10 protein-coding genes are annotated in these 13,191 nt (G+C 71.7%); 3 read left to right on the top strand and 7 right to left on the bottom strand.

Annotation, left to right across the window (positions count from 1 at the left end; translation table 11 throughout):
* Positions 1-20 precede the first annotated feature (20 nt).
* Entirely contained in the window at positions 21-608 is a 588-nt protein-coding gene (locus ACIF83_RS13330; RefSeq protein ID WP_399726405.1) for a flavin reductase family protein, read from the top strand.
* Positions 589-1,932: a cation:proton antiporter gene (locus ACIF83_RS13325; RefSeq protein WP_399726402.1), complete on the top strand. Its 1,344-nt coding sequence runs from the start codon at positions 589-591 to the stop codon at positions 1,930-1,932. The genes ACIF83_RS13330 and ACIF83_RS13325 overlap by 20 nt, the downstream gene beginning before the upstream one ends.
* 79 nt (positions 1,933-2,011) lie before the next feature.
* Here the strand turns inward: ACIF83_RS13325 and trpD are convergent, their stop codons facing one another.
* From trpD to ACIF83_RS13290, 7 genes are all read right to left on the bottom strand, one after another.
* Positions 2,012-3,088: an anthranilate phosphoribosyltransferase gene (gene trpD / locus ACIF83_RS13320; RefSeq protein WP_399726399.1), complete on the bottom strand. Its 1,077-nt coding sequence runs from the start codon at positions 3,086-3,088 to the stop codon at positions 2,012-2,014.
* 42 nt (positions 3,089-3,130) lie between these two features.
* Positions 3,131-3,352 (bottom strand): hypothetical protein, encoded by a 222-nt coding sequence (locus ACIF83_RS13315; protein ID WP_398137703.1) that lies wholly within the window; start codon positions 3,350-3,352, stop codon positions 3,131-3,133.
* A gap of 238 nt (positions 3,353-3,590) precedes the next feature.
* On the bottom strand, positions 3,591-4,178 hold the full coding sequence (locus ACIF83_RS13310; RefSeq protein ID WP_399726395.1) for an anthranilate synthase component II: 588 nt from the start codon (positions 4,176-4,178) through the stop codon (positions 3,591-3,593).
* Entirely contained in the window at positions 4,175-5,689 is a 1,515-nt protein-coding gene (locus ACIF83_RS13305; protein WP_399726392.1) for an anthranilate synthase component I family protein, read from the bottom strand. The genes ACIF83_RS13310 and ACIF83_RS13305 overlap by 4 nt, the downstream gene beginning before the upstream one ends.
* Before the next feature lie 42 nt (positions 5,690-5,731).
* Complete coding sequence (gene sbnB, locus ACIF83_RS13300) at positions 5,732-6,769, bottom strand: 2,3-diaminopropionate biosynthesis protein SbnB (RefSeq protein WP_393468491.1); 1,038 nt, start codon at positions 6,767-6,769, stop codon at positions 5,732-5,734.
* Between the two features lie 159 nt (positions 6,770-6,928).
* Positions 6,929-9,919 carry a BTAD domain-containing putative transcriptional regulator gene (locus ACIF83_RS13295; protein ID WP_393468489.1) on the bottom strand — a complete coding sequence of 997 codons (2,991 nt, stop codon included), beginning with the start codon at positions 9,917-9,919 and terminating at the stop codon, positions 6,929-6,931.
* A gap of 302 nt (positions 9,920-10,221) precedes the next feature.
* On the bottom strand, positions 10,222-12,372 hold the full coding sequence (locus ACIF83_RS13290; RefSeq protein WP_399726389.1) for a DEAD/DEAH box helicase: 2,151 nt from the start codon (positions 12,370-12,372) through the stop codon (positions 10,222-10,224).
* A gap of 107 nt (positions 12,373-12,479) precedes the next feature.
* On the opposite strand from ACIF83_RS13290, the gene ACIF83_RS13285 reads away from it, so the two are divergent.
* Entirely contained in the window at positions 12,480-13,061 is a 582-nt protein-coding gene (locus ACIF83_RS13285; protein ID WP_393468484.1) for a Uma2 family endonuclease, read from the top strand.
* The last annotated feature ends 130 nt before the right edge of the window (positions 13,062-13,191 follow it).

Raw genomic sequence — 13,191 nt, 5'->3', positions numbered from 1 at the left:
ACGGACAGGAGTCCTCCTGCATGAGCACATCCCTGAGCACGTCGTCCGGCAACACCGACATACGCCCGCTGATGTCCTGCTTCCCGTCCGGGGTCTCCGTCGTCACGGCGCTCGACGCGGACTCCGTCCCACGCGGGATGACCTGCAGCTCACTGGCGAGCGTGGCCCTCGACCCGGCGACCCTGGTGGTCTGCCTGCGCACCGCGGGGCCGACCCTGCAGGCCGCCCTGGAGAGCGGCCGGTTCGCCGTCAACCTCCTGGACGAGCGGGCCCACGAATTCTCCGACCTGTTCGCCTCCGGCAACGCCGACCGCTTCGAGCGCGCCGAGTGGCGGCTGCCCCTGGGCGCCGGTGGCCCCCACCTGACCGGGGCGGCGCTGGCCGTCGCGGACTGCGAGGTCGCGCAGACGGTCGAGATCGGCGACCACACGGCCGTCTTCGGCCGGGTCACCGCGGTCACGCTGGCGGACGCGGGGGAGCCCCTGCTGTACGGCCGCCGCCGGTACGCCCGCTGGTCGGTGGCGACCAGCCCGCTGGCCGAGGCCGCCGCCGAAGTACCCCTGCCCACCACTCTGGAAGGAGACGCCCGTGTCGGCACCCGCCTTTGACCCGTTGCCCGACCTGTTGATCGCGGTACCGGTGGTGATCGCCGCGTGCCGTGCGGGCGCAGGCCTGTTCCGGCGGCTGGGCCAGCCCCCGGTGATCGGCGAGATCACGCTGGGCATCCTGCTCGGCCCGTCCCTGCTCGGCTGGCTCTCACCGTCGCTCCAGCACTGGCTCTTCCCGCCCGAAGTGCTGCCGTACATCGGCGCGCTGGGCAATCTGGGACTGCTGGCCTTCATGTTCCTGGTCGGCCTGGAGCTGGACCTCTCGGCGCTGCGCGGCCACAGCCGCTCCGCGGTGGCGGTCTCTCAGGCCAGCATCGCGCTGCCGCTGGCACTCGGTTCGCTCCTCGCGCTCGGCATGTACGGCACGTTCGCCCCCGAGGGCGTGGGCCGGCTGCCGTTCGTCCTGTTCATCGCGGTGTCGATGAGCATCACCGCGTTCCCGGTGCTGGCCCGCATCCTCAGCGACCGCGGCATGTACACCACCCGCCTGGGCTCACTGGCGATGGCCTGCGCGGCCGTCGACGACGTGACCGCCTGGTGCCTGCTGGCGGTGGTGGCGGCGGTCGGCGCGAGCGGCTCCCTCCAGGACGCGGCGATGACGGCGCTGTGGTCGGTGGTGTTCCTCGTGGTCATGCTGTGGGTCGTACGACCGCTGCTCGCGAAGGCCGCCGAACGGGCGTCGCGGGCGGTGGAGTCCACCGTCCTGGTGGTGCTGTTCACCGGCCTGTGCCTGTCGGCCTTCGTCACCGACCGGATCGGCATCCACGCCCTGTTCGGCGCGTTCCTGTTCGGCGTGGTGACCCCGCGCGGCTCGCGCACCGTCGAGATCTCCGCGGCCCGGATGCGCGCGTTCACCGTCCCGGTACTGCTCCCGCTGTTCTTCGTCAACACAGGCCTGAAGACCGACATCGCCCTGCTCAACGGCGATCCCTCCCAGTGGCTGTGGGCAGCGGCGGTGCTGGCGGCGGCCGCCTTCGGCAAGTGGGGCGGCAGCACGGCCGCGGCCCGGCTGGCCGGCGAGTCCTGGCGGGACGCGATGTCCATCGGCGCGCTGATGAACTGCCGCGGCCTGACCGAGCTGGTGGCCCTGAACCTCGGCCTCCAGCTGGGCGTGATCGGCCCCTCCCTGTTCACGATCCTGGTCCTGATGGCCCTGATCACGACTGCGGTCACCTCCCCTGCGCTGAACTGGTTCCGCCGAGTGCCTGTGTCGGACGACCCGCCGGAGGCGTCGGCACACTCCCAGAACCTTCCGGCGACCTCCCAGCCCCTCCCGGCAACCTCCTCGCACCGGCCGGCACAGTCCAGCCCGTCCGGCGTTTGAGGACGAGGCCCGTTCCGGGCCTGCAGCGGGGGTCTGGGGGCGCAGTCCCCGGGGCGGTCACACCGACCCCGGGGGCCACTCACGCGACCGGAGCCAGCGCCCTGTCCCCTGTAGCCACAATCCACCGGTCCAACGTTGCCCGAGCCGCCCCCGAGTCCAGGGAATCCGCGGCCCGGCCCAGAGCAGCACCGATCCGCTCGGTCACCGTTGAACCGCCGGCGGCCTCCGCGGCCAGCGCAGCCGCGGCCGACAACAGCACCGCATCCCGCACCGGGCCGCGGGCACCGTCCAGCACCCGCAGCGCGACCTCCGCGTTGTGCACGGCATCCCCACCCCGCAGTGCCTCGACCGGCGCGAGCGCGACACCGACGTCCCGCGGATCGAAGGCCTCCTGCCGCAGCTGGCCCCCGGCCACCGAGAACACGGTGGACGTGGTCGTCACCGTCAGCTCGTCGAGCCCGTCGTCGCCCCGGAACACCAGCGCGGTGGCCCCCCGCCGCGCCAGCACCCCGGCGACCAGCGGCAGCAGCCGCGGATCGGAGACCCCCACCGCGTGCGCCGCGGGAGCCGCCGGATTGGTCAGCGGCCCCAGGGCGTTGAACACGGTCGGAATGCCCAGCGCCCGTCGTGCCCCGGCCGCGTGCCGCATCGCCGGATGGAAGTCGGGGGCGAAGCAGAAGGTGATCCCGGCCTCCTCCGCCACCGCGGCGACCTGCCCCGGCGGAATCCTGAGACTCACGCCGAGCCGCTCCAGTACGTCCGCCGACCCCGAGGCCGAACTCGCGGCCCGGTTGCCGTGCTTGACGACCCGTACGCCGGCGCCCGCCGCCACGATGGCGGCCATGGTGGAGATGTTGACGGTGTTCGCCCCGTCTCCCCCGGTACCGACCACATCGACGGTCCTCCCCGGCACGTCGATGCGCACGGCGTGCGCCATCATTCCTCGTACGAGCCCTTCCAGTTCGCCGACCGTCTCCCCCTTGGCGCGCAGGGCGACCAGGAAGCCGGCGATCAGGGCGTCCGGGGCGCTGCCCCGCATCACCTGGTCCATGACCCACGCGGTGTCCGCGCCGGACAGGTCACGACCGTTCAGAACGGACCCGAGCAGTGCGGGCCAGGAGCGTTCCGCCCGCTCCGTCTCAGTGCCTGTGCTCACAGGTACTCTCCTTCGGTCCGTGGTTCGGCCCGTCGCCCCGGCCTAGCTCCAGGGGTCCACGTCGCCGGTGCCCAGCGTCACGGTGACGCCGTCGCCGGAGACCACGACACCGGCCTGAACCCCGCCCCCGGCGACCGCGGCCGGCCGCTCCTGCGCCTCGGCGTGGTCGGCGCCGGCCACGGCGGTGAAAACGGCGCCCGCGGTCAGCGCGGCAAGGACAAGAGCCTGGAGCTTGTTCTTCCGAGCGGTCTTGACGAGCTGCATTTTCGTCTCCCGTTGGGTTTTCGTTGCTGCGGTTCGTTCCGACAGCAAGAAATCTATGGGGGTGCCGCTTCGCTTTATTATCGGCCGAGCTTCGCCCCCGCACGCCCGGCGATAACGACGATATACATGCAGGTCAGAGGCGGTCCCCGAGAATACGGACCATTGAATTCCGATGCCCCGGAAGTGGAATCGGCACCGGTACGGGTAATTCCGCACACGGTGCCGTTAATTCCGCTCGTCAAGCGACCCGCTCCACCGTCGCCGCGCCCCTCAGGAAGTTCTCCAGCAGCCGCAGCCCGCCGAGGGTGGTCACCGACTCGGGATGGAACTGGACGCCCTCGACGGGCAGTTGCCGGTGTCTGAGTCCCATGACATATCCGTCGTCCACGGCCCGTGCGGTCACCGTCAGCTCCTCGGGCAGCGGCTCGGTGACGATCAGCGAGTGGTACCGGGTGGCGGTCACCTCGGTGCCGAGCCCGGTGAACACCCCGGCCCCGTCATGGGTGACCGGGCTGGTCTTGCCGTGCTTGAGCCGCTCGGCGACGGCCACCTCGGCCCCGTAGGCGAGCCCGATGGCCTGGTGGCCCAGGCAGATGCCGAGCAGCGGCACACGCCCGGCGAAGGCGTGCACGAGTTCCACGTGCCCGGAGTCGGCCGGATGCCCGGGCCCCGGCCCGAGGACCACCGCGTCCGGTGCCCCGGCCAGCAGCTGCTCCGGTGTACGGGTCCCCGAGCGCACCACCTCGGTGCGGGCGCCGAGGGTGCGCAGGTACTGGTCGATGATGTGGGTGAAACTGTCGTAGGCGTCTACGAGCAGGACGTTCACGGCAGCAGCTCCTCACCGGTCAGCGCCCAGTAGGCGGCACCCATCTTGTGCAACGTCTCGCGCCACTCCGCGTGCGGGTCGGAGTCGGCGACGATGCCCGCGCACGCCTGCGTGGAGTACGTCGCCCCGTCGTGGGCGACGGTGCGGATGCACAGCGCGAGCCGGGACCAGCCGCGCACGTCGACCAGGCCGACGGCACCGGCGTACATGCGCCGCGGCTCGCTCTCCAGCTCCTCGATGATCTCCATGGCACGGATCTTCGGCGCGCCGGTGACCGTGCCGGCCGGGAAGGTGGCGCGCAGCGCGGACCAGGTGTCCTCGCCGGGCGCGAGCCGCCCCTCGACGCTGGAGACCAGATGGAAGACGTGCGAGTACGTCTCGACCGTCATCAGCCGCTCGACGGCCAGCGTGCCCGGCCGGGACACCCGGCCGATGTCGTTGCGGCACAGGTCGACCAGCATCACGTGCTCGGCGCGCTCCTTCTCGCTGGCCCGCAGGGCGGCGATGCGGGGACCGTCGACGGCCGGGTCGCCGCTGCGCGGGGTGGTGCCGGCGATGGGCCGCATCACGATCCGGTCGCCGCGGGTGGCGAACAGCACCTCGGGGCTGGCGCCGATGAGGGTGGTCCCGCCGCGCGGCACGAGGTACATGTGCGGGGACGGGTTGCGGTGCCGGAGCCGCCGGTAGACGTCGAGCGGGGCCAGGTCGGTGGTGACGTCGATGCGGTGGCCGATCTGGATCTGGTAGATGTCCCCGACCCGGATGTGCCCGAGGCAGCGTTCGACGTTCTCCAGAAACGTTTCCTCGTCGGTGCTGTCGTGCACCGCGTGCGCCGCGGGCGCCTCGGGTACGGCGCCGGGCACCGGACGCAGCCGGGCGACGGCCGCCGCGACCGTGCCGGAATCGGCGGGCGGGAAGTCCTCGCTGTGCGCGGTGCGCAGTGCGACGGTGCCGGCGGCGCCGTCGTAGTGGACGACCTCGCGGAACAGGGTGAGCACCAGGTCGGGTCCGCCGTCGGCGGTGCGCCGCGGCAGCCGCTCCATGTGCCAGGCGGCGCCGTAGCCGACGGTGGCGAGGAACCCGAAGGCGTAGGTGTCCGCGGGGACCGCGGTCTCGACGGCGAAGGCGCGCTCGGCGGCCCGCAGCAGCTCCCACACCTGGTCGTCGGAGGCGAGCGCCCGGGCTCCGCCCGGCAGCGGGGCGAGGTCCAGGGCGTCGGCTGCGGCGAGCAGCGCGTCCACGACCGGGGCGATGCCGTCGACGGTGACCCGGTCGGCGTGCACCTGGAGTTCGGCGAGCCGGCCGTGGCCGACGAGGGAGTCCCCGCCCTCCTGTTCGGGCGCCTCCAGGCTCTCCAGGAGGAACACCTCGCCCTCACCGAGGCGTTCGCGCAGGGTGTCGTACAGGGCGAGCGGGTCGTGCGGGGGCAGCGGGGTCTCGTCGACGCGGACGGCAACGGGCCGGCGCCGGGCGCCGGCCGCGTGGGGAGGTGGGTCGAGCAGGGTGGTCACGGGTGGGGCCCCTTCCTCGGGGTGGTCCGGTCAGGAGTGCGCTCAGCCGTAGCGGCGCAGCTCGTGGAAGAAGTCGGGCTGGACGGAGAGTTCGCCGGAGGCGTGCAGGGTGTCGTACACGTGCTTGCCGAGCGCGAGGTCCAGCACGCCGAGGCCGAACGGGGAGAAGAACACCGGCCTGTCGGCGGGTACGGCCCGTTCGCCGGCGAGGACGTCGTACAGGGTGCCGTCGATGAAGTCCCGGCCGCCGGTGAGCTGTTCGGCCAGGTGCGGGGAGGTGTCGGCCTTCAGGCAGTGCTCGATGTCGTCGACGAAGTTGGCGCCGGTGAGGATCACCTCGGGCGCGAGGTCGCGCAGCGACACGTGCAGCACCAGCGGGTGGTGGCCGAACCAGCCGGGGTCGGTGATGTGGGGGGTGCCGGCGATGGTGGCGAAGACGATCAGGTCGCTGCCGCGGACCAGGTCCTCGGCCTTCTCGTGCACGGTGACCCGGCCGCCGTCCGCCGCCCCCTCCAGGTAGCCGGCGAATCCGGCCGCGTGCTCGGCCGACAGGTCGTGCACACCGATCTCGTCGAACCGCCAGCCCGTACCGGCCAGGTACTGGTGGACGTAGCGGGCGATGAGTCCGGTGCCGACGAAGCCGACCCGCCGGGGCCGCTCGCCCCGCCCCCGGCTCAGCGCGTCCGCGGCCAGCGCCGCCGAGGCCGCCGTACGGGCCGCGCTGATGATGGAGCTCTCCAGGCAGGCCAGCGGATAGCCGGTGTCGTGGTCGTTCAGGATCAGCACGGCGGAGGCGCGCGGCAGTCCGGCGGCCACGTTCTCGGGGAAGCTGGAGATCCACTTCAGCCCGTCGACGCGGACCTCGCCGCCGATGGACGCGGGCAGAGCGATGATGCGGGAGGCCGGGCGGTCGGGAAAGCGCAGGAAGTAGGACGGCGGATTGACGGTGTCACCGGCGCCGTGGACGCGGTAGGCCGTCTCGATCAGGCCCACCACCTCCCGGTACCGGCCGTCGAGTACCCGGTGGACCTGGGCCCCGGAAATCACCGCGAAGGAAGGCGCCTTGGCAACGGGCGGCATCTTGTACTCCACACTTCGGCTGACGTCTGTCCCAGCCGAAAGTAGGCACGTCCCTTATCGGCTGATTATTGGGCGTCTACATCACGTGCTGCGGTACGGGACGTGCTGTGGAACAGGACGTGCAGCGGTACGCGGTACAGGACGTGCACGGGAAGACTGTCAGCCGGAGGCGTTCCGGCCCGGCTCCTCGTCCAGCCGGGACAGCAGCCGCTCCGCCTGCGCACGCCAGCGGGGCGAGCCCGTGCGCAGGAACACGGCGTGGGCCGCGCTCGCCCGCTCCCGGGCGGAGTCGAGCCGGCCCTGGCGGCAACGGGCCTCGCCGAGGACGAGATTGATCTGGCCGTCGACGAGCGGGCTGTCGATGCGTTCGACGACTTCCAGGGCCTCCGAGAGGGTCGCCTCGGCGGCGTCCACGTCACCCGCGCCGAGCCGGGCCTCGCCGAGACCGAGCAGGGCATAGGCGAGACCGACCAGATCGGATTTGGCCTGGACCAGCTCGATCACCTGCAGAAACGCTTCTTCTGCCTTTGGGAAATCGGACCGGGCAAGATGCACGCGGCCGAGCCGGTGGATGGTCTGCGCGACGCCCCGCTTGCTGCCCCGGTCGATCGACTCCATGATCCGCACGGCCTCGACCCCCAGCTTCATCGCCAGCTCGGTGTTGCCCCGCTCCAGCTCGATCTGGGCCATGTTGTCCAGCGCGTGCGCCTCGGAGGAGACGTCGCCGACCGTGCGGAAGATGTCGCCCGCACGCTCCAGCCGGGTCATGGCGAGGTCGAGGTCGCCGCTGAACCGCTCCAGGATCGACAGGTTCCGCAGGTTCAGCGCCTGCCCGTGCGGCTCGCCGGCCTCCTCGAACAGCTCCATGGCCTCGGTGTACCGGGCGTGCGCCTCCGCCAGCCGCCGGTAGGACTGGGCGACCCCGCCGAGCTGGTGCAGCATGGCCGCCTGGCCGAGCAGGTTGCCGCCGCGCCGGGCCGCCTCCAGCGCGACCTCGGCGCACTCCCGCCAGTCCTCCAGATAGTGCCGGGTCTCGAAGAGCACGGCGGCGGACACCGTCAGGTCCCAGGCGAGGTCGTCCATCTCCAGCTCCGCCGCCTGCGCCACCGCGGCCACCAGCGACAGCCGCTCGGCCTCCAGCCACTCCAGCGGCGAGGAGAGCAGCTCGTCGGTGTGGATGCGGTCGAGGGGGCGGCGGGACGCGGGGCTGTGCACCACGCTGAAGTGGCCGCCGTACTCCCGCCGGTGGGCCTCCTCGGCGAGGGCGAGCCAGGTACGGAAGGCCCGCTCCCGGGCGACCCGCTGCTCCGGCTCGGGCTCCTCGGCCTGGGCCCGCTCGCGGGCGTACAGCCGCATCAGGTTCTGCAGCCGGTAGCGCAGCCGGCCGGTCGCGTCGACGCCGACGACCTCCAGGAACTGCGCGTCGACCAGATCCTCCATGAGCCGCTCGGCGTCCAGCACGTCGACGTCCAGCAGCGCACCGCCCACCCAGGCGGCGAAGTCCGGTACGTCCAGCAGGCCGAGGCGCCGGTAGAGCCGGGCCGTGTCGTCCGGGAGATAGCGGTACGACAGCTCGAAGCTGGCCCGCACCTGCGCCGCGCCCTGGCTCAGCTCGTCCAGCCGGCGCCGCTCGTCGCCCAGCCGGGTCACCAGGTGCCGCACGGTCCAGTGCGGTTTGGAGGCGAGCCGGGCGGCGGCGATGCGCAGCGCCAGCGGCAGCCGGTCGCACAGGTCGGCGAGGCGCCGGGTGTCGGCGCGGGCGGAGTCGATGCGCTCCTCGCCGACGATCCGCCCGAGCAGCTCCACGGCGTCGTCCCCGGGCAGCACCCCGAGGTGGACCCGGGCGTCCTGCGGCCAGGTGACCAGCTCCTCCAGCTGCTCCCTGCTGGTCACCAGCACGGCGCAGCCGCCGCTGCCCGGCAGCAGGGGCTGGATCTGGGCGAAGGAGCGGACGTTGTCGAGCACCAGCAGCACCTGCCGCTCGGCGAGCACGCTGCGGTAGAGCGCGACGAGGTCCTCGGTCTCGGTGGGGATCTGGTCGCTGGGCACCCCGAGCGAGCGCAGGAACCTGCTCATCGCGTCACGGGCCGGGGTCGGCTCGTGGTGTTCGTCGTAGCCGCGCAGGTCGGCGAAGAGGCGGCCGTCCGGGAAGTGCTGGGCGGCGCGGTGCGACCAGCGCACGGCGAGACCGGTCTTGCCGACCCCTGCGATGCCGGTGATCAGCCCGATGGCGGGCCCGTGCTGCCGGTCGCGGCTCGCGACCAGCGTGTCCAATAACGCGAGTTCCACTACACGCCCGGTGAAGCCCGGGACGTCCGGCGGGAGTTCGGAGGGGACGACGAGGGTGTCGGCGCGCAGCGCGTCACTTGCCGGTACGGCCGGTGCGGGCGCCAGCGACGGGTCGTCGCGCAGGATCGCGTCGTGCAGTCCCTGCAGGTCCGGGCCCGGTTCCATGCCCAGTTCCTCGATGAACTGGGCACGCGCCTCCCGGAAGGTGGCCATCGCCTCGGCGCGCCGGCCGGACCGGTACTGGGCGAGCATCAGATGGTGCCGGGTCCGCTCCCGCAGCGGCTGTTCACGGACCACGGAGGTGAGTTCGGGCACCAGGTCGTGGTGGTTGCCCAGTTCCAGCTGGACGGCTGTGGCGTCGTCGTAGGCGTTGAGGCGGTGGCCCTCCAGGCGGGCGGCCTCGTCCTCGACCAGGGAGCTGGAGATACCGGCGAAGGCGGGACCCCGCCACAGCGCGAGGGCCTGGGTGTAGGCCCCGGCGGCCTCGGGGAGCCGGCCCTGCTGCACGGCGGTCTCGGCGGTCTTCACCAGCCGGGCGAACTCCAGCACGTCCACCGAGTGGCCGTCGGGTCTGAGCACATAGCCGGGGTGGGCGGTGACGATGGTGTCCTCGGCCGCACCCTGGCTCTTGAACGTCTTGCGCAGTGCGGCGATCACGATCGCGATCTGGGTGCGGGCGGTGGCCGGCGGGTGGTCGTTCCAGACGGCGTCCACGAGGGTGTCCACCGGAACGATCCGGCCCGAGTTGAGCAGCAGCAGAGCGAGCACCGTTCGCTGACGCGCACCGCCGATCGGCAGACTTCGGCCTTGTGACGTCACCGTCACGGGCCCGAGTACCTCGAACCTGAGCCGCTCGCCCACGGATGTTCCCCCAGAACTTCCATCCCTATGTCCCGCCAGGTGGCCCAACCGACGAGAATACCCGAGAAAGTGAACTTGCCCCCCATCGATTTCACCGGCAGCACCTTTCACCGGGTACGCCACCGCGAAATCTGGGATTCCCCTTTTACTTGCCGAGAGCACGCATTTCAGGAATGCGAATTCGCATGTCAAGACCTCCCCCGTTTCGACTCATTGTGCGAACGTGCCGACCCCTCGCGCAAGTTCCACGACACGCCGTGCGGGGGTTCACTGCCGGAAATGACTGGCGTCCCCGGGTTCCGTCAGGTACCCAGGCGGGCCTGTTCCTCCTCGACGATCCGGCGGGCGATCTCGGTGTCCGACACGTCGACCGCGTCCGGGGTGGCTTCCGCCACGGCGCTGCGGCGGGCGTAGGCGTCGAACAGGCGGGTCTTGTTCTCCAGCATCTTCACCAGGCGTTCGTCCACCCCGCCGGTGGCCAGGAGGCGGTGCACCCGGACCGACCTGACCTGGCCCATGCGGTGGGCCCGGGCCACCGCCTGGTGCTCGATGGTCGGCTTGATCTGAGGTTCGCAGATGACCACGACGGAGGCGGCCTGCATGTTGAGGCCGACGCCCGCCGCCTGGATCTGCGCCAGCAGCACCGCCGGACCCGCGACCGCCGTGAAGTCGTCGACGACACGCTGCCGTTGCCCGGCCGGGACGCTCCCCGTGAGCGGACCCAACACGGGGGTGCCGCCGGGACCCGCTGGGAGCGCTTCCCGCACCACGCCCAGCACGTCCTTGAAGTTGGAGAAGACCACCGCCTTCTGCCCGTTCTCGCCGGCCTCCTGGACGATCTCCCGAAGGCGGTTCAGCTTGGCCGACTTCTCGGGGCGCAGGTACGCGGCCCTGCGCATCGCCATGAAGTTGCCTGCGCGGACGGCTTCGCGGTAGGCCTCCTCGTCCGAGGCGCTGGGCTCCTCCCACTCGTCGATCTGCTGGAGGCTGGGCAGCTCCGTCAGCACGTCCTCCTGGTTGCGCCGCAGATACACCGGGGCGACGGCCTTGCGGAAGGCGACCGACCCGACGGGCGCGTCCCGCTCGCCGAGGGATTCCGCGAGGCCGCGATCGAGCATCCCGACCAGGTTGCGGAACTCGGAGACCCGGTTCTCCATCGGGGTACCGGTCATGAAGAGGGCGCGCTCGCAACGCTCCGCCCACAGGGCGACCGCCTGGGACCGCTTGGCCTTCGGGTTCTTCACGGAGTGCGCTTCGTCGACCACGAGCATCCCGACCTCTCCGCCACCCGGCGCGGGGAAGCCACGCAGCGCGTCGAACGTGGTCACGCCGACCCCGCCCCGCCCCTTCCAGTCGGCGAACGCATCGTGCCGGTCGGGTCCGTGGAGGAGCATGCCGCGCAGGGTGCTGCGCGCCTCGATCTCCCGTGTCCAGTTCACCAGGACGCTCGCCGGGCACACCACCAGGAAGTGGCTGTGACCCTCGGCGGCCAGGTGCGTCAGCGCGGCTATCGCCTGAATGGTCTTGCCCAGACCCATCTCGTCGCCGAGGATCACCTTGCGCCGGGCGAGGGCGAACCGCGCGCCGAACTCCTGGTAGCCGCGCAGGGAAACCCGCCGGTGGGAGTCGTCCAGATGCTGGCTCCGGACGTGCTCGGCAATCTCGTCCGGCAGGAATCCCTCGGCTTTGGCAGCGTCGGGCACACCTCCGGAGATCTCGGCGAGCAGGCTGTAGTACTCGGCGGAGCGAAGCTCGAAGTCGACCCAGGCCGCGACATCGGTGGAAGGCCCGCGCAGCAGATCCACCGACGCCTGGGCGAACAGCTCGGGCAGGCCTGCCTGCTCCGCCTCCTGCACCAGCGTCCGGATCTCCGCGACCGCCGCCAGCGCACGGGCCTTCTTGTCCCGGCCGGCCAGCAGCATCCGGAACCGTCCGGCGGCGGGCCGGGCGTCGGCCAGCAGCGGCCCGAGGCGTCTCGACAGTCCGGCGGCCGCGTCGACCGCGCGCCGGGCGTCCGGGCCGGCCTCCACCAGCACGTGCAGAGCCAGGACGAGGGCGGTGGTCCTCGGCTCCGGCCGGTCCACGTCGATGTGGACGGCGACGGTCTCGTGTGCGGCCTCGGAAAGCCGGCGGGCCGCGGCGAGCATCTGGTCGACGGTCCGCTGGCCGACCCCGGGAATCTGCCGCAACCGGTAGGGGCCCGCTTCCAGGACCTGTCCGACCGTGCGCAGTCCGCTCTTCTCCACATTCCCCAGCCGCAGACGTCCCTCGGTGACGTCCTGCAGTCGAGCGACGGGGATGGCGTCGAGCTCCCGTCCCACCGCCTCGTCGTGGATCGGCTTCAGTGCTGCCCGTACCCCCTCGACAGCCCGGCCGTGGTCGCCGGCCACCGCCTGCGCCGCCGCGTACAGCCGCGTCCCGCTCGCGACCACATCCCGCTCGCCCCGCCCCACGCGCCCCGCCCTTCTCGCACCGTCCGGGCATCCTCCCACCGATGGGGGGGGGTGGCCCTGCTGACGATCTCGTGGCCCGGGCCCCGCCCGGTCGCTACCGTGGTGACATGACCGCACTGCCCGACTGGATGCGCCCACCCCGCGAGGAAGGCTGGTTCGCGGAGGACCTGGACCGCCTCCCCGAGGCACCCCGCCATACCGAGCTGATCGATGGAGCTCTCGTCTTCATGATGTCGCCCCAGCGATGGTGGCACGGCCACCTCGTCACCATGCTCACCGTCGCCCTCATGGAGCAGGTGCCCGCCGATGTCAGAGTCGGCCGCGAGATGACCATAAAGCTCGACGAACGAAACCGACCGGAACCGGACCTGCTGTTGACGACAGCCGACTATGACGGCGACCGCACCTGGTTCGCACCGGACGAGGTACGACTTGTCATCGAGGTCGTCTCCCCCGAGTCCGCACACCGGGACCGGACGGTCAAGCTCCGCAAGTACGCAGAGGCTGGCATCCCGCACTACTGGTGCATCGAGGACGAGGACGGCGCTCCCGTCGTCCACGCCTACGAGCTCGACGAACCGACGGGCGCCTACGCCCCCGCCGGCATCTTCCGAGGAACCTTGCGGCGCCCGGTGCCCTTCGAGATCAGCCTGGACCTCGACAAGCTCACCCCACCCCGGCCCAGCTAGACGCCGGCACGGAAACACGAAAGGGGTCGGGACCGCCGAGGGACTTCTCCGCGACGTCCGTTCAGCCTGACCGCGCTCCCCGACTCCCGTGCCGCGCCTGCCATCCGCCCAGCACGGGAAAAACCAGGGG

Origin of the sequence: Streptomyces sp. NPDC085866 (assembly GCF_044541035.1) — a bacterium.
In the GTDB taxonomy this organism is placed as follows: domain Bacteria; phylum Actinomycetota; class Actinomycetes; order Streptomycetales; family Streptomycetaceae; genus Streptomyces.
This window is presented reverse-complemented; position numbering and strand designations above follow the sequence as displayed.